Below are 20,134 nucleotides of genomic sequence, written 5' to 3'. Positions count from 1 at the left end.
AGGCCGCAGGTTCGAATCCTGCCACCCCGACAAAAGCCGAACAGAAATGTTCGGCTTTTTTGCTTTAATCCCAACTTCTATGTTTTTCGTTTATATTCTTTACAGTACTACAAAAGAAAAGTTTTACATCGGTCAAACAAATGATATCGAAGATAGACTGAGAAGACACAATAGTGGACAATCATTATCTACAAAAAATGGTATTCCATGGAAAATCATTTATACAATTCAACTAGATTCAAGATCTGAAGCAGTGACTTTAGAATCTAAAATAAAGAAACGAGGTGCAAAAAGATATCTGTAAGACATCGATTTTAAATATCAATTGTAGCATAGAACCTTTATCGTGTCCCGCCTTAAAGCGGGAAGGCCGCAGGTTCGAATCCTGCCACCCAGACAAAAGTCTTTTCATTTTTTTTTTGAAAAGACTTTTTTTTTGCAATAAACTCAAAATCAACTAACCGGTTATTACATCCCAATTGTTTTATTGAATTAATTCAAAATTACATAATCAAATAAACAACTGAATCTAAACATAGCCCTTGATTTTAACCACGGGGACGCATTGTAATATCACACGATATACTTCCCGTGGTTAAAACCAAAGGCTATATTTAAAAAACTATATCTCAATCTATTTATCCATTTTAATGTAAGCAGGATAAGATTCATTATTTGGCAAAGTAAATTCTTCATCATAAGGCTGAACACCTTCTCCATTATGATATGAAGTTACACGTTTTGCACCAGTTGCCGTACTTCCTCCTGTACTGTTTACTACATTTTGAATATTCCCTGGCCCTGCAAAACGGGTAATGCACATTTTTTCCAACTTTACATTTAAACTATTAGGTGCTTCAAAACCATTTTTCTTATTTACTTTTCCATCAGTTCCTGTAAAAACCGCATAAGATCCCATACCAATACTATGATGTTCTTTTACTCTATTAGCAACTTTAAATGCCGCATAACCCTCAACTCTCCCATCCTGACTACTCCAGCTTGCCTGATTTGGAGCATCATAAGGCGGTTCGTTCTGGAAGAAAAAAGTTCTGCCACGTTCTCCCAGCCACAAAACCTCATATTCTTGATAATGTTCTGTGAATAACCCGTAAAGCGTTACATCATTGCCGGTTACTATAAGTCCGTTTTTACATCTATCTCTTGTCCAGCGTAAGTCTCCGCCTTTTTGCGAACCATGATCGGCACGCCATAACCAAAAGTGATCGCCAACGACATTGTTACTATTGATCTGCATCGAAACCTGAATCTGAATATTTTTTGACTGAACACCACCTACTCTGCAAGTAATATCTGAAAGCAATATAGGATCTGCCGAATGATCTGCTTTTACTACTTCATTGCCAATTCTAATTTGATACGTTGTACTATTAAAGGAATCCATCAAAAGTCCGGCAATAATAATCCCATCTTTATCATCTGCATAAATGCACCCCCAGGTATTTTTTTCTGTTGGCTCTAATGTTACAGATGCAATACCTGCACCTAAAAGCATCGCATCTTTTCTATTTACCTGAATTGGAGCATTCAATGAATAATGACCTGGGGTAAAAAATATATTTTTCCCCGCTTTTAATGCCACATTAATTTCTACATCTGTATCCCCTGCTTTAGTGACGTACCAATTTGTAAGCAAATCTTGAATTTCACCCTCTCCCATATCAGTTGATGACCAAGAAACTCCTACTCTATCTTTTTGCCATGCTGGAACAAATATTTTATATTCTCCATCATCATCTAAAAAAAGAAAAGGTTTTTCTCTAATAATTGGCGTTGTTGAAATTGGAGAATTCACATCATCAGCTTGTGGCGGATTAACACAACCTTGCCAAACCATATTATACGAACCGCCCATCACGTCTGAACCCGAAGGAAAAACAGCATTTCTAGTGTACCATTGCTGCTGTCCTCCCCAATTTGGTCTTGATGAGGCATAATGTGTATCGGCAATAAAACCGCCGCTTCCCCAAAAATTAGTATTCCCAATATCCGAAATATACTTTGAAGTACTTTCAAGCAACATTCTTCTGGCACTAGTTGACTGAGAAACTGTCCAGGCAAAATCACGCATTACGGTTAAATTTTCTATAGAACGCCAAAAAGTGCAAGTCGCATTTGCCCCTCCTGAAAGATGAGGTCTGGTAAAAATAGAACCTAATTTAACAGCCGAGGGAACTTTGCCCAAACCTCCAATATGAGAATAAAACCCTAATTCTATTGAATTCGACTCGACAGACGATGCAGAACCGGATCCTCCTGAATCATAAGTCTGCCCATTAACATTTGGTTTAAAATAGTAAGCTTGACGTTTTGTTGTCCATTCGCCATTTGCACCACCTAATCCAATAGTTTCAAATTGTGCATTAATGTCGTTTCTAGCAGTTTCTGCTTTTTCATATTTCCTGTCATAGAAATACATATTACTACCAAAAATCTGATTTTCTAACGAAATTAGTACTGTCATACCGTTACGAGTAACTTTATAATAGTTCTCATATTTATTTTTATTAGGTTTAACATCAGTAAATGAGAGCTTAGAAGTAGTACCAACCTGTATAAATTCAGATGCCAGACGACTTCCTCCTCTTGTAATGATATAATTTCCCGAAGAACCAAATGCCGGCCATGACAATGTTATATTGTGTTTCTTTTTATCATAAACAATTTTGTACTCTATATTTTCCTGTTGATTTTTTTTCTCAGATAAATCAATCATCTCAAAACTGCAAAGAATGAGCATAAAGGTAAATCCAACAAATGCCAAGGCTAACTTTTTAATCATAAATATTCTTTTTTGGTTTAATAGTAATAAGTTTTTCTAAAAAGCCAAAATACCAATAATCGTTAATCTAAAAGTCCGTTTTTAGTTCCTATTTTCTTATCAAAAACTATACAAAAGCTACCTTTTCATACCTTAACGACAGAAACAGCCGCTTTTAACATATTACCTTCATCTCAAGTAAACATTTTCATTTCCAATAATCATCTTCAAAAAAAAACACTTACTGCAAAATTGATATCGCTAGATTAAAATGAATTCTTCTAAAAGTAATCCTCTTTGATTACACATCAAATTAATAAAAAATCGGAATAAAAATTTGAAAACAAAAATCAATTAAAAAACAGTTCAAATTTTGCAAACTGACAAAAACTGGCAAAAAACCATAACGAATTGGAAAGGATCATCGTTAATAATTTCTAATGAAAACAAAATAAATATCCGTAAACACCCACCACACAACGGATAACCAAACTTTCTTAAATGTTAACAAAATAGATTTTCAAAAACCATAAATAATTGTATTTTTACGGTTCAAAATTCAGAAAATAAATGGGCAAAATCATTGCTATTGCTAATCAAAAAGGAGGCGTTGGAAAGACTACTACATCAGTAAATCTTGCAGCCGCATTAGGTGTTCTAGAAAAAAAAGTATTATTAATTGATGCTGATCCTCAAGCCAATGCTACATCTGGTCTTGGAATTGATGTAGAAACAGTTGAAACTGGAACTTATCAAATTCTTGAGCATACTGTAACACCAAAAGAAGCCATTTTAAAATGTACAGCTCCAAACGTAGATGTGATCCCTGCTCACATTGACCTTGTTGCTATCGAAATTGAATTGGTTGACAAAGAAAACCGTGAGTATATGCTTAAAAAAGCATTAGAAGAGGCAAAACAAGAATATGATTACATCATTATCGACTGTGCACCATCTCTAGGTTTGTTAACCCTGAATGCCTTAACAGCATCTGATTCAGTAGTTATTCCTATTCAGTGCGAATATTTTGCACTTGAAGGACTAGGGAAATTATTGAACACTATTAAGAGTATTCAAAAAATACATAATCCTGATCTTGACATTGAAGGTTTATTATTAACAATGTACGATTCAAGATTACGTTTATCTAATCAGGTTGTTGAAGAAGTTCAAAAACACTTTAACGATATGGTTTTTGATACTGTAATTCAGCGAAATGTAAAATTAAGTGAAGCTCCAAGTTTTGGTGAAAGTATCATTAATTATGATGCAACCAGCAAAGGTGCTGTAAACTATATTCATTTAGCTCAAGAGATTATAAAGAAAAACAGCAAATAGTTTTTATGACAAAAGTAATTAAAAAACAAGCCTTAGGAAGAGGATTATCAGCACTATTAAAAGATCCAGAAAACGACATTCAATCAGTAGAAGACAAAAATGCTGACAAGGTTGTTGGAAATATCATTGAACTTGAGATAGACGCGATTGAAATAAATCCATTTCAGCCTAGAAGCAATTTTAATGAAGAATCTTTACGCGAATTAGCCACTTCCATTAAAGAACTTGGTGTAATTCAACCTATTACTGTTCGTAAATTAGATTTCAATAAATATCAGTTAATCTCTGGAGAACGTCGTCTTCGTGCTTCTAAATTAGTAGGCTTAACAACTGTGCCTGCTTATATTAGAATTGCAAATGACAACGAATCTTTGGTTATGGCCTTAGTTGAAAACATTCAGCGTCATGACTTAGACCCAATTGAGATTGCACTTTCATACCAGCGTTTGATTGACGAAATTCAATTAACTCAAGAACAAATGAGTGAAAGAGTTGGAAAAAAACGTTCAACAATCGCGAATTACTTACGTCTTTTAAAACTAGATCCGATTATTCAAACTGGAATCCGTGACGGTTTTATCAGTATGGGTCACGGTCGCGCTATTATTAATATTGATGACTTAGAAGCTCAAACCGATATCTATCAAAAGATTGTGAGCCAAAACCTTTCGGTTCGTGAAACAGAAGCTTTGGTAAAAAACTACCATGAAGGTGTTCCGCCAAAAGCAGAAGGAAAACCAAAAGCTGATTCTGCATTCCAAGTAAGAGAGACACAAAAAAACACTTTCAACGACTATTTTGGTTCGAAAGTTGATATAAAAGTCGCTGGTAACGGAAAAGGAAAAATTACAATTCCATTTAATTCTGAAGCTGACTTTAACAGAATTATAAAATTAATAAACGGATAGTGAATAAAATTGTCCCCATCGGTCTATTGTTCTTTCTAACAGGAACCGTTTCTCTTTTTGCCCAGGTAAAAAAAGACACGGTTTTGGTCGTAAAAGACACTACTGCATTACAAGAAATAGATCCGCTTACACCAGCAAAAGCAGCTTTTTATTCTGCTATTCTACCTGGTTTAGGCCAAGCATACAATAAAAAATACTGGAAAATTCCATTGGTTTACGGAGCAATCGGAACCAGTTTATATTTCTACATAGACAACAACAATAAATACCGTGATTATCGTAATGCCTACAAGCGAAGACTAGAAGGCTATAATGACGATAATTATAAATTTCTAGATGATAGCCGGTTAATTGCAGGTCAGAAATTTTACCAAAGAAACAGAGATTTATCAGCTTTATTTGTTGTCGGTTTTTATGTTCTCAACATAATAGATGCCAATGTTGACGCAGCCCTGATTCAGTTTAACGTAAACGAAAGATTGTCAATGCGTCCAGAAATTTATCCAGCCGATGTAACATTTAAACCAAACGTTGGACTAACTTTTAATTACAAGTTTTAATAGATTCATTTCTATTTAACAAATCAAAAAAATATAATCATAATGAAAATTGCGCTTTTAGGATACGGAAAAATGGGTAAAGTAATTGAACGAATTGCTTTAGAAAGAGGTCATGAAATAGTTTTAAAAAAGGATGAATTTAACACCTATGACGGACTTTCAACAGCCGATGTTGCCATAGATTTCAGCGTTCCATCAGCAGCCGTAAGCAATATATCTGCCGCTTTTAATGCCAATGTCCCTGTAGTTTCTGGAACAACTGGATGGTTAGAACATTATGACGAAATGATCGCGCTTTGCAACGAGAAAAAAGGCGGTTTTATCTCTAGTTCAAACTTTAGTTTAGGAGTAAATATTTTCTTCGGATTGAATGAATATTTAGCTAAAATCATGAAACAATTTGATTCTTATAAAGTTTCAATGGAAGAAATCCACCACATTCACAAATTAGACGCACCAAGCGGTACTGCAATTTCATTAGCTCAAGGCGTTATTGAGAACAGCAACTATAATGAATGGACTTTAGAAGAAGCAAAAAACAATCAAATTCATATTGAAGCAAAAAGAATTGGAGAAGTTCCAGGAACTCATACTGTCAATTATGATTCTGCTATTGACAGCATAGAAATAAAACATACCGCACATAACCGTGAAGGTTTTGCCCTTGGAGCCGTTGTAGCTGCCGAATGGCTTGCAGGAAAACAAGGAATTTTCAGCATGAAAGACGTTTTAAACTTACAATAAACTGACAAGATTCAGAAAACGTAAAAAATGATTCTGAATTTAAAACTTAAAAATACATTATTATGACACTTTACTCTTGGTTCGTATTTTTCTTAGCTGTACAGATCATTCATTTTCTTGGTACCTGGAAATTATATCAGGCAGCGGGAAGAAAAAGCTGGGAAGCTGCAGTTCCGGTATATAATTCGATTGTTTTAATGAAGATCATCGGACGTCCAACTTGGTGGACACTGCTTCTTTTTATTCCAATTATCAACTTGATCATGTTTCCGGTTGTTTGGGTAGAAACTTTGAGAACATTTGGCAAAAAATCTACTTTAGATACTATTTTAGGGCTTTTCACTTTAGGTTTTTATATCTATTATGTAAATTATACTCAAAAATTAGAGTATCATAAGGATCGTAAATTAACTCCTGAGAATAAAACGGCAGACACAATCAGTTCATTGCTTTTTGCTATTATTGTTGCCACTTTAGTACATACTTATGTGGTACAACCCTATACAATTCCGACATCATCTTTAGAGAAATCTTTATTAATTGGCGACTTCTTATTTGTGAGTAAAATAAACTATGGCCCAAGAGTTCCAATGACAACGGTAGCATTACCAATGGTTCACGACTCTATTCCATTAACTAAGAGTAAATCTTATTTAAGCTGGCCGCAATTACCTTATTTCAGACTTCCTGCCATTCAAAAAATAAAACGATGTGATATTGTCGTTTTCAACTGGCCCGTCGATACAGTTCATTATTTCTTTGAACCAAAAGGAAGACCAGGCGTCATCAAACCTATCGATAAAAAATCAAATTATGTAAAAAGATGTGTCGGTATTCCTGGAGACAGCTTATCTATCAAAGACGGTTTTGTTTTCATTAACGGAAAAAAATTAGTTCTTCCAGAAAGAGCTAAACCACAATATTCTTATTCTGTAGCACTGGATGGAAAAACTCCGATTGATTTTGAAAGCTTATTCAAAGAATTAGACATAACAGACCCTGCAGGCTTTACATCTGAAAAAAGAGACACTCTTTACTTAGGTTCTTTAACAGAAGCAGGTGCTGAAAGATTTAAAAATACTCCGGGTGTAACTGCGGTAATTCGTAAAATTGACAGAACGAACGACAATAGAATTTTCCCGCATATCAATAAATGGAGTCAGGATAATATGGGACCAATCTACATTCCTGAAGCTGGAAAAACAGTTGCTTTAAATAATGAGTCACTTCCATTCTATAAAGAAATCATTACGAATTACGAAGGAAATAAATTAGAATTACAAGGTTCGAAATTTTTAATCAACGGAAAACCTGCAACTACTTACACTTTCAAACAAAATTATTACTGGATGATGGGAGACAACCGTCATAACTCTGAAGACAGCCGTTATTGGGGTTATGTTCCCGAAAATCATATTGTTGGAAAACCCGTTTTTATCTGGATGAGCTGGGACACGAATGGAAAAGGCATCAATAAAATTCGCTGGAGTAGAGTTTTCACTACTGTTGATGGTGAAGGCCAGCCACAGTCATACTTTAAATATTTCTTAATTGCTCTTGCCTTATATTTCGTTGGAGATTTTGTATGGAGAAAAAGAAGAGAAAATAAAGCATAATTAAAAAAATGTTATTTTTGTTTGCTTCGCCTGTTCGAGCAAGCTCTTGAGTCAGGTTTCAAGTTTCACGTTCTTAACGTTAACTTGAAACCTGAAACATTTAAACCTGAAACAAAAACAAAATGAATTCCTTACTACTTCCTACCTATTTTCCATCTATCAGTCATTTTGCTGTAATTGTACAATCTGACAAGATTACTTTTGAAATGGAAGATAATTTTCAGAAACAAACTAATAGAAACAGAACCTATATCTATAGTCCAAACGGAATTCAATTATTAAATATTCCCGTTAAACATTCAAAGGAAGCACATCAGAAAACCAAAGACATTTTGATCGAAAATGAATTTGACTGGCAGAAACAACATTTTAAGTCTCTTGAAGCAGCTTACAGAAGCTCTCCTTTCTTCGAGTACTTTGAAGACGATATCGTTCCAATTTTCGAAAAAAAACACACTTTTTTAATGGATTTAAACTTTGAAGTATTAGAGATTGTATCAAAATGTCTTCGAATGAAATTTGAGTTTGGAAAAACAACTGAATATTTCCACGAAACACCTGATTATTCTGATTTCAGATATTTAGCAAATGGAAAAAAAGACACTAATTCTTTTGAAAAATACACTCAGGTATTCAACGACAAACATGGTTTTATCAATAACTTAAGCGTTTTGGATCTGCTTTTTAACGAAGGAAAATTTGCTGCAGATTATTTAAAGAATCAGAAAATAGTTTAAGTTATGAGTATTATTTAATTTTCAATATTTACTCATAACTTTTAACTTCCCTCTAAAATTGATCGATTGAAAGCCTAGTCATAATTGGATAATGATCTGAATTTTCGAAATCAGGAAAACTTTCGAACTGTTTTACTTTCATTTTGCCGTCAGTAAAAATATAGTCAATTCGGGCTGGATAATATTTAAACTTATAAGTTGCTCCAAAGCCTTCCCCTGCTTCCTCAAAAGCATCTTTAAGTTTACCTTTAATGCTTCTATAAATATAAGAAAACGCACTATTATTCATATCTCCGCAAATAATAATTGGGTATTTGCACTTTTTGATATGCTCTTTAAAAATTTCTGCCTGCTCTTGCTGCTGCTTGAAACTTTTACTGATTCGAGCATAAATACGCTGTGATTTCTTTTGATTTACATTATCAATATCATCAGAAATCTCACTTACATCTGGAGATATTTTAATGGACTGCAAATGCATATTGTAAACACGAATAATATCTTTTCCGCGTTTAATATCGGCATAAACCACATTATTATCTGACTTCGGAAAAACAATATTCCCTTCATCAATAATTGGAAATTTAGAAAAAATAGCCTGTCCTGTTTTTATCTTTTTTCCATCTATAAAAATATAGCGATGCGGATACACCTTTAAATCCAAATGTGCTGAATTTGAGTATTCCTGAATACATAGAATATCAGGGTCTTTCTCATCTATAAAAACTTTTATATTTTCGGGAATATCATCGCGATCCAGCCATTTAAAAACATTAAAAAGACGAACATTATAACTCATAACAGAAAAGTCTTTTTCGTCTTGAACATATTCTTTAGCAGAAAATTTATAAAACTTGTTTATAAATGTGATTCCCGTTAGCAAAACCAATCCAGACAAAATAAGACGTTTTTTAAACTGAATTGCCCAGTAAACAAAGAACAACCCATTTGCAACAAAAAAAGCAGGCATAAACAATGTAAGCACCGATAAAAGCGGAAAACTCTTAGGTGCTAAAAACGGCATAATATAAACGCTGAATGTAAGCACAGTCAGCACTATATTCAAAAAGAACATTATCTTATTAAACCAAGAAAGGTTTTTCATATCTGTCTCCTACAAGTTTATTTTCCAGCTTTAAATAAAAACTCTTTTTCTTCTTTTGTCAGACAATCATATCCAGACTGGCTGATTTTGTCTAATATCTCGTCAATCTGTTGCTGCGTCTTGTCTTTCGTGACAATTCTTGATGTAGATTTTTGTGTAGGTTTTTGGTAATTTTTATGAACTTTTTTAAATGGGGTCGAAGGAGATTTTCTAAAAAGATTAGCAAAAAAATCTAATGTTCTAGAAACAATGGTACTCAAATCAGTACCATTCTGCAATAGTTTAATATAAATAAAGCCGAATAAAGCACCCGCAAGATGCGAAATATGTCCGCCAGTATTTCCTAGACGAAACTGCATTAAATCTAAGACCAAAATTACAGCGGTAATATGCCAGAGTTTAACATTTCCGAACAGAAACAGACGAACATCCATAAGCGGAGAATAAGTCGTTGCAGCAACCAAAATTGCCATAATAGCCGCAGATGCTCCAACTATAGAAGCTGCAGTTCCTAAAACATAAAAACTTAAGGCAAAAATAATTCCAGCAAAAATCGCACTCAAAATGTACAAACCTAAATATTGCTTTTGAGTAAAATAGGTTAAAAATAACTGGCTGGCAAAATTAAGCACCAACATATTGAATAACAGATGAAAGAATCCGTCATGAAAAAATGCATACGTTAGCAAAGTCCACGGTTTAAACATGAAAACCTGAGGATCCGAAGATAAAGCAATCCAGCTCGGAAAATCAAATAGACCAATTGAATATTGATAGAAAAATATCAAAGAAACAATAAAGCATGCGATGTTCCAATACATAACACGCATAGCAATACCTCCCAATCTATATTGTAATTTTAAATCATCTAGAATATTCATAGAAACTTCTTTTGTTTTTAGAATTCAATCTTAAAGTTATAAATTAATTCCAACGATTGTTATTGAACTGATTTTTTTTCCAGTACCACATCATTAAAAAACCAGTAATTGCACCTCCAACGTGTGCGAAATGTGCTATTCCTGTACCGCCTCCGCCGAACAAAGAAGTCCCTTTAACTCCTAAAAACAAATCGATTAACAAAAGTCCAGGAACAAAATATTTAGCTTTAATTGGAATTGGAATAAACATAAGCGCTAATTCAGCATTAGGAAACATAAAAGCAAAAGCAGTCAGCAAACCATAAATAGCTCCAGAAGCTCCTACAACTGTTCCGATATAAGCACTTGTAAACCCATCAAATTGAGCAGTGCTTACTAAAGTCTGCCATCTAGTATCTATTTTTCCTTGACTTAAAATATTTAAAATATCAGCCTTATGATAACCATTAGCAGATAAAATATTAATTGTATCTTCAAAAAAGTAATAGTTTACCGCTGTGTGAAGTAACGCAGAACCTAAGCCACATGAGATATAAAAAAATAAAAACTTTTTACCTCCCCAAAAATGCTCTAAAGCAGATCCAAAAGAAACCAATGCAAACATATTAAAGGCAATATGCATAATTCCTCCATGCATAAACATGTGTGTAATAGGCTGCCAAACTTGAAAACTTGGATTTTCTGGAAAGAACATCGCAAGATATTCATAAGAAATTGGCACTAACTGAGAGCCAATAAAAAATATAATATTAATAATTAGCAGTTGTTTAACCACTGGAGTCATATTCATCATAAAGCAAACTTTTTATCTATATCTTCCACACGCATGGTAATGAAAGTAGGTTTTTGAAAAGGTGAAATATTTGGATCTTTACAAGCAAACAAACCGTTTACCAAATTATCTTGTTCTTTTTCGGTTAAATAAGATCCTGTTTTAACCGCTAAACTTTTAGCCATTGATTTAGCAATGGTATCATTTTGACTGTAACTATTTGCTGGAATTCCATCTTGTAAATCACTCAATAATTGTTCGATCACCATAGAAACTTCACTTTCTGTGATATTAACTGGAATTCCCGATACCACAATATGATCTGTTTTCGAATCATCAAAAACAAATCCAGTTGTCTCCAAAGATGGTTTTAATTCTTCAATCTGTTTCATTTCTGAAGCAGAATAAAACAAATCTAAAGGAAATAATAATTGTTGGCTAGACGCTTGATTTACCGTCATATTCAATAAAAACTGTTCATACAAAATACGCTGATGCGCACGCTGCTGATCGACAATTATCATTCCTGATTTAATTGGCGAAACAATATATTTTTTATGAATTTGATACGTTTTCTGAGTTGCCTGTTCTACTTCATCATCATTAAACAAAGAAGATGTTACTTCTTCATTTTCGAATGTAAAGGGTGAACTTTCTATGGTTTCAGGATTTTCTGTATCCAAACCAACATATAAACTTTCCCAGCTTGCTGTTGGCTCTACTCGTTTAGAATAACCTGAATACGAAGAACTGGAACTTGACCCCGAACCTGAATAAGACGACGATGAAGATCCCGAGCTATAACTTCCAGAACTTGATCCAGAACCTGTTTTAGTATAATGCTGATTGGTCTTATCATCTGTAAAAGGATTGAATGTTCCATCAACTTGAATGGTTGGAATTCCAACTTCCACATCTTTATAATGATAAGGCGTATCCAAATTAGAATCTCGATCAAAATCTAAAACAGGCGCAACATTAAATTGTCCTAAACTATGTTTAATTGAAGCTCTTAAAATAGCATACAAAGCCGACTCATCATCAAATTTAATTTCTGTTTTAGTTGGATGAATATTGATATCGATTGTATTTGGCGGCACTTGCAGATACAAGAAATAACTTGGCTGAGAACCATCTTTTAATAAACCTTCGTAAGCTGCCATAACCGCATGATGCAGATAACCGCTTTTAATAAAACGATCGTTTACAAAAAAGAACTGCTCTCCTCTATTTTTCTTTGCAAATTCAGGCTTACAAACAAAACCCTGTATATTTATAATATCAGTATCTTCATTTACCGGCACCAGTTTTTCATTGGTTTTACCAGACATAATTCCCACAATTCTCTGACGATAACCTGCAGCAGGAAGATTATACATCTCACTTCCATTATGATAAAAGCTAAAATGAATATTAGGATGCGCCAACGCTACACGTTGAAACTCATCCATGACATGACGAAATTCAACTGTATCTGATTTTAAGAAATTACGACGGGCTGGAATATTATAAAATAAATTTTTAACCGCAAATGAAGTTCCTTTAGGCAAAACAGCCACTTCCTGCGAAACAAATTTACTTCCTTCGATTACGATATGTGTTCCTAGTTCGTCTTGTTCTTGTTTGGTTTTCATTTCCATGTGCGCAATCGCAGCAATAGAAGCCAAGGCTTCTCCACGAAAACCTTTTGTTCCAAGTGAAAATAAATCTTCAGCCTGGCGAATTTTTGAAGTCGCGTGACGTGCAAAACACAGACGCGCATCGGTAACGGTCATTCCAACACCATTATCAATAACCTGCACCAGCGATTTACCAGCGTCTTTTATAATCAATTTAATATCGGTTGCTTTTGCATCAACGGCATTTTCTAACAATTCTTTTACAACTGAAGCGGGTCTTTGAACCACCTCTCCAGCAGCAATTTGGTTAGCAACGTGATCAGGAAGCAATTGAATAATACTCGACATTAAGCAAAAATAGTTTTAGAGTTTAGATTAGTTTGTATAAACCAAGAAATACAAATTTAATGAATTTTGGTTGTCTTTTAGAAGAAGAGGTGTCATAAAAAAAACAAAAAAACCTATACCGTTATGACACAGTATAGGTTTAAATATTTTTAAAACAATTGTGTTTTATTCGTTTTCTATTTTTCTAGGAGAATCTTCTATTTGAAGCGCTCCCGAAGTTAACAATGGTTGATTAAAAGCGTGTGAAATCGAAGCCTGCTGACGAATGTAAGCCATTTTTATCGCTGCAATTGCAGCTTCAGTCCCTTTATTTCCGTGAACTCCACCGCTTCTATCGATAGATTGCTGCATATTATTATCTGTTAAAACACAGAAAATAACTGGGATATCCGTTTGCACATTTAAATCTTTAATTCCTTGTGTAACACCTTCACAAACAAAATCAAAATGTTTTGTTTCTCCTTGAATTACACATCCAATTACGATTACGGCATCAACATTTTGAGTTTGAAGCATTTTTTTTGCTCCGTAAATCAACTCAAAACTTCCAGGAACATTCCAGCGGATAATTTGCTGAGCAGGAACATCGCAATCGACTAGAGCGTCAAAAGCACCATTATAAAGCCCTTCTGTTATAGTATCATTCCATTCAGAAACAACAATCCCAAATCGAAAGTCTTTCGCATTTGGGATTGTGTTTTTATCGTATTCTGATAGATTTTTATTTTCAGTAGCCATCTGTATATTTTAGATATTAGATTTATAAAATTTAGACTGCTAAAATACGAATCTAAAATCTAAAATCTTAACTCTACAATAATATTTATTGTGCTAATCCGATCAAAGCATCAACGAATGCTGCTTCTGGAGCACTGTCGTAATTGTCTTTGATATCGTTAAAATATTTCAACGCATCTTCTTTCTGACCTAAAGCTAGTGCTGTTTTTCCTGCTTTTAATAAGAAACGAGGTGTAGTAAAGTCATTTTTATTAGACTCCGCTGCTTTAATATAGTAAGACAAAGCTTCTTTTTGGTTATTTTTTTGAGAATAAGCATCTCCAGTTGCACCTTTAGCCAACGCACTTAAGATAACATCTTCAGATTTAAATTCACCTAAATATTTAATTGCCTCATCAAATTTACCAGTATTTAAGTAAGCCATACCAGCATAATAGTTTGCTAAATTTCCAGCATCTGTTCCAGAATATTCGTCAGCGATTTTAATAAATCCGAATTTACCTTCTGAACCATTTAATGATAATTTGAATAATGAATCACTAGAAACACCGTTAACAGCTTTTTCAAAATTTTGCTGTGCAACAAACATTTCGCTAGCAGCCTCATCTTGTTTAGGAGTTGCAACAAATTTTTGGTAAGCCAAATATCCAATTGTAGCAACAGCAATACCAGCCACTAAACCAATAATGATTTTTTGATTTTTAGCCACCCAATCCTCAGTTTTTGAAGCTGTCTCATCTAATTTTGAGAAAACACCAGCAGTTGTGCTGTCTTTTTCGTCAATAACTACTTGTTGTTCTTCAGTAACCGCTTCTTTTACTTCCTTTTCTTTTGGTGTCTTATATCCTCTTTTATTGTAAGTTGCCATTTAAAATTTATTTAGTGAACGGCAAAAATAAAATTTTTCTTGAAACTGAGGTAAAAAATTTCAATTTTATCACTATTTTAAAAGAAATATTTTCATAATCTATTTTCTCTTCCGCGAAAGCGATAAAATAAAAGAACCTTAAACTTCTCCAAATCCAATTATATCGATAATTTTCGGTAATTTGCACCCTCAAATTTTCACTGCTAAAAAACAGTAATTTTTACATCTGGAGTTCCTAAAAATGCATCTTAACAAAATTTCATTATTCAATTATAAAAACTTTTCCGAAGCAAGTTTTGATTTCGACATCAAAATCAATTGTTTCGTGGGTAAAAATGGTATCGGAAAAACCAATGTTCTGGATGCTATTTACCATTTAGCTTACGGAAAAAGTTATTTTAATCCGCTGGCAGTTCAAAACATCAAACATGGTGAAGAGTTTTTTGTAATTGATGCTGAGCTGGAGAAAAACGAAAGAACTGAACAGATTGTCTGCAGTCTAAAAAAGGGACAGAAAAAGGTTCTAAAACGAAATGGAAAAGCTTATGATAAGTTCTCTGATCATATCGGATTCATTCCTTTGGTTATTATTTCACCTGCTGATAGAGATTTAATTATTGAAGGAAGCGAAACACGCCGTAAATTTATGGACAGTGTGATTTCGCAGTTAGATTCTACTTATCTGCATCAGCTTATTCAATATCAAAAAGTCATTGTACAGCGAAATGCTCTTTTGAAATATTTTGCGCTCAATCATACTTACGATAATGATACCTTATCTATATATAATGAGCAATTAAATGAATATGGAAAATCGATCTTTGAAAAACGAAAAGATTTCTTAGAACAATTTATACCTATATTTAATATACACCATCAAGCCATAACGGGATCTGAAGAATCGGTTCAATTGGTTTATGAAAGTCATTTGTTTGAAAAAGATTTACTAACACTTTTACAGGAAAACATTAATAAGGATCGTGCATTGCATTACACAACTGTCGGAATTCATAAAGACGATTTATCTTTTGAGATCGATTCGCATCCGATAAAAAAATTCGGATCACAGGGACAACAGAAATCTTTTCTGATTGCTTTAAAACTGGCTCAATTCGAATTTCTAAAAAAGCAAAGCGGTGTAAAACCTATTCTTTTGTTTGATGATATTTTTGACAAATTGGACGAAACCCGTGTTGCGAAAATTGTAGAAATGGTAAATAGCGAAACTTTTGGTCAACTTTTTATTTCGGATACGCATCCTGAACGAACAGAAGCCATTGTAAAATCTACCCATCAGACTTATAAGATTTTTAATTTGTAATTTTTGTTTCTGAAAAATTGATATAATTTGTATCAGCTTTCTACATTAATCCCAAATTAGAAATCACTAAATTAGCCTGAACAAAACTTAAAAAACAACTGCAATAAATATTAAAGGAATATGTTAACGAAAGAATCATTGCAATTTTTAGACGATTTAAAAAAGAACAATAACAGAGAATGGTTTCAGGAGAATAAAAAGAGATATGAGGTTTTCAAAAAAGACTATCATCAATTGGTAAGCGCTTTTTTGGATGTCATGAAACCGCTTGACCCTTCTTTAGATTTACTAGAAGTTAAAAATTGTACTTTCAGAATCAATCGTGACATTCGTTTTTCAAAAGACAAATCACCTTATAAAGCTCATTTAGGCATCTGGATGTCGGGCGGAACTAAAGGTTTGAATCGTGCCGGATATTATGTTCATATTGAAAAAGGTGCCAGTTTTATTGCAGGAGGATTTTATTCGCCTGAATCTGAAGACTTGAAAAAAGTCCGTAAAGAAATTGCTTTTTTCTATGATGATTTAGAAGAAATCCTGAACAACAAAGACTTTAAAAAAGAGTTTAGAAGTTTTGACACAAACGAAAACAATTCTCTAAAAAGTATGCCTCGCGGTTATGAAAAAGATCATCCAGCAGCCGAATTCCTAAAACTAAAAAGTTTTACAGCTTCTCAGCCCTATGATATTTCTGAAGTTACACAGAAAGACTTCGTTTCAAAAATGAGTAAAAAGTTAATCGCTTTAAAACCCTTGAACGAATTCATCAATCGCGCTTTAGATACTGAAGAATAAAAAAGATAGCCACGAATTCACGAATTAATTTTAAATAATTTGTGAATTCGTGGCTAAAAACACTTTTGTAATGAAAAGAAAAATACTTTTTCTTGGAGAATCTTACCGCGCCGACGCGATAACTTGGATGAAAGGCCTTAAAGAATTTGGCGATTTTGAAATTATCACTTGGGAACTTCAAACTTCAAATACGCAAAGATTCAACCGAATTCTAGAATATTTATTCGCTCCTTTTACCATTCGAAAAATCATTCGAGAAGAAAAACCAGACATGGTCATTGCGGAAAGAACAACGAGTTATGGTTTTCTTGCTGCATTATCAGGATCTAAAACTATCGCCATTGCCCAGCAAGGACGAACCGATTTATGGCCTGAAGAATCTAAATTGTATCCTCTTAAAAAATTCATTCAAAAACAAGCTTTCCAAAAAGCACATTTAATTCATGCATGGGGACCTGCCATGGCAATTCACATGAAAGCTTCTGGCGTTGATATGAATAAAGTTTTAGTACTCCCAAAAGGAATTGATCTATCTCTTTTTAAACCTTCAACCAACAATTCAAATAAAATTGAAGCGATTGTGACGCGCTCTTTAATGCCAGAATATCGTCATGATTCTATTTTAAAAGCATTTGGAGTTTTACATCAAAAAGGAATTGATTTTTCACTGACAATTGTCGGCGACGGAACAAGACTGCAATATTTAAAAGATTTGACCAAAGAACTTCAAATCGAAAACAAAGTAATTTTTACAGGAAGAATCCCAAATACGGAACTTCCCAAATTATTACAACAATCTAATATTTACATCAGCATGCCAATAACAGAAGGCGTTTCGGCATCTTTATTTGAAGCAATGGCTTGTAATTGTTATCCGATAGTGTCAGATATTCCAGGAAATCAAAGCTGGATAACACATCGAGAAAATGGACAATTGATTGAAGTTGATAACGTCAAAATGCTAGCCGAAGAATTAATATGGTCTTTTGAAAATCCTGAGTTTAGAAATAAAGCCATTATTCGAAATAGAAAGTTTGTGGAAGAAAATGCTAATTATGATATCAATATGAAGTCTATTTCTGAGAAATATCATGGGTTGATTGATTCTCGAAAATAGTTAACTTTTATTTTTAGGATAAGCCAAAGAAACTTTTCTATTCACAGCATTATAAACCACATAATGATAATTTTCATTTTCTCTTAAAAGAAAAACGTTTCCATAAGATTCATTTTTAGAAAAAACAATTTTATAATTATCCAAATCAACTAAATTTCTTTTACAATCTGTCACTATTTCTTCTGGCTGATTTCCATCTGTATTACTCCAAACATAATTATAGGATTTCCATTCTTTAACAAAAGAATCCAACATTTGAGCATAAAGCATTTTATCTCTATCATTTTGCAAATCGCCAGTACTAGGAATTAACCGTATCGCATCACCTTCTTTATAAATATAAAAAACACCTAAATCTTTAATAGAATCTTCTCTTTGTACTTTCTTCATTCCACATGTTAAGCCTACAAAACGAATATTTTCCACAACCAGATGTACATGATCATTATCAATCATTGCATAAGTTCCTGAGGTAAAAACAAAACAGTCTGTAAGACATTGCATTGTTTCACCGCATGAAAACGAACCATCTAAATTAAATTCTACACTACGGTAATAATTCTGTGCTTTTTCTTTTAGTAAAGAATATTCAGCAACATTTGTGTAACCAATTATATCCTTCGTTTCCCATTTACCTACAATGCTTAACTGAGCAAAATTAGGTGTTGACAAAAACAACCCTAAAAAGAGTAAAATCTTACTCTTAAGAAAAAAATATTTCATGATTATATCATTACAATTCTTTCAAATTTATAAAAGAAATCGATTTGTTTTTTGAATCTTGATATTTATTTAAAATCCATTCCAAATAAATTATAATCCTTACTTTTGACTCAGATTAAAAAGCCTTTTATTTATGGAAATCCAATCCAATTTTTCTTTAAAAAACTATAACACTTTTGGTATTGAAGCCAATGCAAAACAATTCGTTGCAGTACATTCGATTAATGAATTGAAAACTATCCTAGAAGAAAACAAAAACGAGAAAAAATTTATTTTGGGAGGCGGAAGCAATATGCTATTAACGAAAGACATTGACGCTTTGGTAATTCATATCGATTTAAAAGGTAAAAAAACAATCAAAGAAGACGATGATTTTGTCTGGGTTGAAAGTCAGGCTGGAGAAACCTGGCACGATTTCGTTCTTTGGACAATCGACAATAATTTCGGCGGACTAGAAAATATGTCGCTCATTCCAGGAAATGTCGGTACAACGCCAGTTCAGAATATTGGAGCTTACGGAACCGAAATTAAAGACACTTTTGTTTCTTGCGAAGCGATGAATATTGCCACTCAGGAAATGAAAACTTTCGACAATGCCGAATGTAATTTTGGTTATCGTGAAAGTATTTTCAAAAATGAGGTTAAAGATCAATACATTATTACTTCAGTTATTTTTAAACTGACTAAACGCAATCATAAAATCAATACTTCTTACGGCGACATTTTAGCTGAATTGGCTAAAAACAATATTTCTGAGCCAACATTAAAAGACGTCAGCAATGCTGTAATTGCAATTAGACAAAGTAAACTTCCTGATCCGAAAGAACTTGGAAATAGTGGCAGTTTCTTTAAAAACCCGATTTTATTGAAGTCTGATTTTGAAAAGATCCACCAAAAATTTCCAGAAATGAAGTTCTATGAAGTTTCGGAAACTGAAGTAAAAGTTCCTGCAGGATGGCTGATTGAGCAGACAGGCTTTAAAGGAAAACGTTTTGGCGACGCGGGAGTTCATAAAAACCAAGCTTTGGTTTTGGTAAATTACGGAAACGCAACAGGACAAGAAATTTTAGCGGTTTCTAAAGAAGTTCAAAAAACTGTTTTTGAAAAATTTGGAATTCAGATTGAAGCAGAAGTAAATGTGATTTAAAACATTTTCTCTGTA

At 33.4% G+C, this 20,134-nt stretch carries 19 protein-coding genes; 11 read left to right on the top strand and 8 right to left on the bottom strand.

Features of this window, described 5'->3' with window-relative positions:
* A partial coding sequence (locus GSY47_RS20825) for a GIY-YIG nuclease family protein (RefSeq protein ID WP_246611369.1) occupies positions 1 to 304 on the top strand: 304 nt, incomplete at its 5' end.
* A 330-nt stretch (positions 305 to 634) separates the two neighbouring features.
* Here the strand turns inward: GSY47_RS20825 and GSY47_RS20820 are convergent.
* Positions 635 to 2,803 carry a pectate lyase family protein gene (locus GSY47_RS20820; protein ID WP_179008002.1) on the bottom strand — a complete coding sequence of 723 codons (2,169 nt, stop codon included), beginning with the start codon at positions 2,801 to 2,803 and terminating at the stop codon, positions 635 to 637.
* A gap of 549 nt (positions 2,804 to 3,352) precedes the next feature.
* On the opposite strand from GSY47_RS20820, the gene GSY47_RS20815 reads away from it, so the two are divergent.
* From GSY47_RS20815 to GSY47_RS20790, 6 genes are all read left to right on the top strand, one after another.
* Positions 3,353 to 4,120: a ParA family protein gene (locus tag GSY47_RS20815; protein WP_091496335.1), complete on the top strand. Its 768-nt coding sequence runs from the start codon at positions 3,353 to 3,355 to the stop codon at positions 4,118 to 4,120.
* 5 nt (positions 4,121 to 4,125) lie between these two features.
* Complete coding sequence (locus GSY47_RS20810) at positions 4,126 to 5,028, top strand: ParB/RepB/Spo0J family partition protein (protein ID WP_179008000.1); 903 nt, start codon at positions 4,126 to 4,128, stop codon at positions 5,026 to 5,028.
* Positions 5,028 to 5,588, top strand: a complete 561-nt coding sequence (locus tag GSY47_RS20805; RefSeq protein ID WP_179007998.1) for a DUF5683 domain-containing protein — start codon at positions 5,028 to 5,030, stop codon at positions 5,586 to 5,588. Before GSY47_RS20810 ends, GSY47_RS20805 begins: the two co-directional genes overlap by 1 nt.
* Positions 5,589 to 5,630: 42 nt before the next feature.
* Positions 5,631 to 6,332: a 4-hydroxy-tetrahydrodipicolinate reductase gene (gene dapB / locus GSY47_RS20800; protein ID WP_179007996.1), complete on the top strand. Its 702-nt coding sequence runs from the start codon at positions 5,631 to 5,633 to the stop codon at positions 6,330 to 6,332.
* 62 nt (positions 6,333 to 6,394) lie between these two features.
* Positions 6,395 to 7,948 carry a signal peptidase I gene (gene lepB / locus GSY47_RS20795; RefSeq protein ID WP_179007994.1) on the top strand — a complete coding sequence of 518 codons (1,554 nt, stop codon included), beginning with the start codon at positions 6,395 to 6,397 and terminating at the stop codon, positions 7,946 to 7,948.
* Between the two features lie 122 nt (positions 7,949 to 8,070).
* Complete coding sequence (locus tag GSY47_RS20790; protein WP_179007992.1) at positions 8,071 to 8,685, top strand: WbqC family protein; 615 nt, start codon at positions 8,071 to 8,073, stop codon at positions 8,683 to 8,685.
* A gap of 52 nt (positions 8,686 to 8,737) precedes the next feature.
* Here GSY47_RS20790 and GSY47_RS20785 read toward each other — a convergent pair whose 3' ends face one another.
* The 6 genes from GSY47_RS20785 to GSY47_RS20760 form a co-directional block, all read right to left on the bottom strand.
* Positions 8,738 to 9,790, bottom strand: coding sequence for an endonuclease/exonuclease/phosphatase family protein (locus GSY47_RS20785; protein WP_179007990.1), 1,053 nt, complete (start codon positions 9,788 to 9,790; stop codon positions 8,738 to 8,740).
* A gap of 17 nt (positions 9,791 to 9,807) precedes the next feature.
* Positions 9,808 to 10,671, bottom strand: coding sequence for a rhomboid family intramembrane serine protease (locus GSY47_RS20780; protein ID WP_179007988.1), 864 nt, complete (start codon positions 10,669 to 10,671; stop codon positions 9,808 to 9,810).
* A gap of 43 nt (positions 10,672 to 10,714) precedes the next feature.
* Positions 10,715 to 11,464 (bottom strand): rhomboid family intramembrane serine protease, encoded by a 750-nt coding sequence (locus GSY47_RS20775; protein ID WP_179007978.1) that lies wholly within the window; start codon positions 11,462 to 11,464, stop codon positions 10,715 to 10,717.
* Entirely contained in the window at positions 11,461 to 13,410 is a 1,950-nt protein-coding gene (gene mutL / locus GSY47_RS20770) for a DNA mismatch repair endonuclease MutL (RefSeq protein ID WP_179007975.1), read from the bottom strand. Before mutL ends, GSY47_RS20775 begins: the two co-directional genes overlap by 4 nt.
* 165 nt (positions 13,411 to 13,575) lie before the next feature.
* Positions 13,576 to 14,148, bottom strand: coding sequence for a 6,7-dimethyl-8-ribityllumazine synthase (gene ribH / locus GSY47_RS20765; protein WP_179007973.1), 573 nt, complete (start codon positions 14,146 to 14,148; stop codon positions 13,576 to 13,578).
* Positions 14,149 to 14,233: 85 nt separating this feature from the next.
* Entirely contained in the window at positions 14,234 to 15,016 is a 783-nt protein-coding gene (locus tag GSY47_RS20760) for a tetratricopeptide repeat protein (RefSeq protein ID WP_179007971.1), read from the bottom strand.
* Positions 15,017 to 15,257: 241 nt separating this feature from the next.
* Between GSY47_RS20760 and recF the strand changes: the two genes are divergently transcribed.
* The 3 genes from recF (at position 15,258) to GSY47_RS20745 (ending at position 18,249) form a co-directional block, all read left to right on the top strand.
* Positions 15,258 to 16,337: a DNA replication/repair protein RecF gene (gene recF / locus GSY47_RS20755; RefSeq protein ID WP_179007969.1), complete on the top strand. Its 1,080-nt coding sequence runs from the start codon at positions 15,258 to 15,260 to the stop codon at positions 16,335 to 16,337.
* Between the two features lie 120 nt (positions 16,338 to 16,457).
* Entirely contained in the window at positions 16,458 to 17,132 is a 675-nt protein-coding gene (locus tag GSY47_RS20750; RefSeq protein ID WP_179007967.1) for a DUF2461 domain-containing protein, read from the top strand.
* A gap of 70 nt (positions 17,133 to 17,202) precedes the next feature.
* Positions 17,203 to 18,249 carry a glycosyltransferase gene (locus GSY47_RS20745; RefSeq protein WP_179007966.1) on the top strand — a complete coding sequence of 349 codons (1,047 nt, stop codon included), beginning with the start codon at positions 17,203 to 17,205 and terminating at the stop codon, positions 18,247 to 18,249.
* Here the strand turns inward: GSY47_RS20745 and GSY47_RS20740 are convergent, their stop codons facing one another.
* The gene (locus tag GSY47_RS20740) at positions 18,250 to 18,972 is read right to left on the bottom strand and encodes a hypothetical protein (protein WP_179007964.1); all 723 of its coding nucleotides are present in this window, start codon (positions 18,970 to 18,972) and stop codon (positions 18,250 to 18,252) included.
* Between the two features lie 133 nt (positions 18,973 to 19,105).
* On the opposite strand from GSY47_RS20740, the gene murB reads away from it, so the two are divergent.
* Positions 19,106 to 20,119, top strand: coding sequence for a UDP-N-acetylmuramate dehydrogenase (gene murB / locus GSY47_RS20735; protein WP_179007962.1), 1,014 nt, complete (start codon positions 19,106 to 19,108; stop codon positions 20,117 to 20,119).
* Positions 20,120 to 20,134: the final 15 nt, after the last annotated feature.

The organism is Flavobacterium quisquiliarum (assembly GCF_019308285.1).
Classification (GTDB): domain Bacteria; phylum Bacteroidota; class Bacteroidia; order Flavobacteriales; family Flavobacteriaceae; genus Flavobacterium; species Flavobacterium quisquiliarum.
This window is presented reverse-complemented; position numbering and strand designations above follow the sequence as displayed.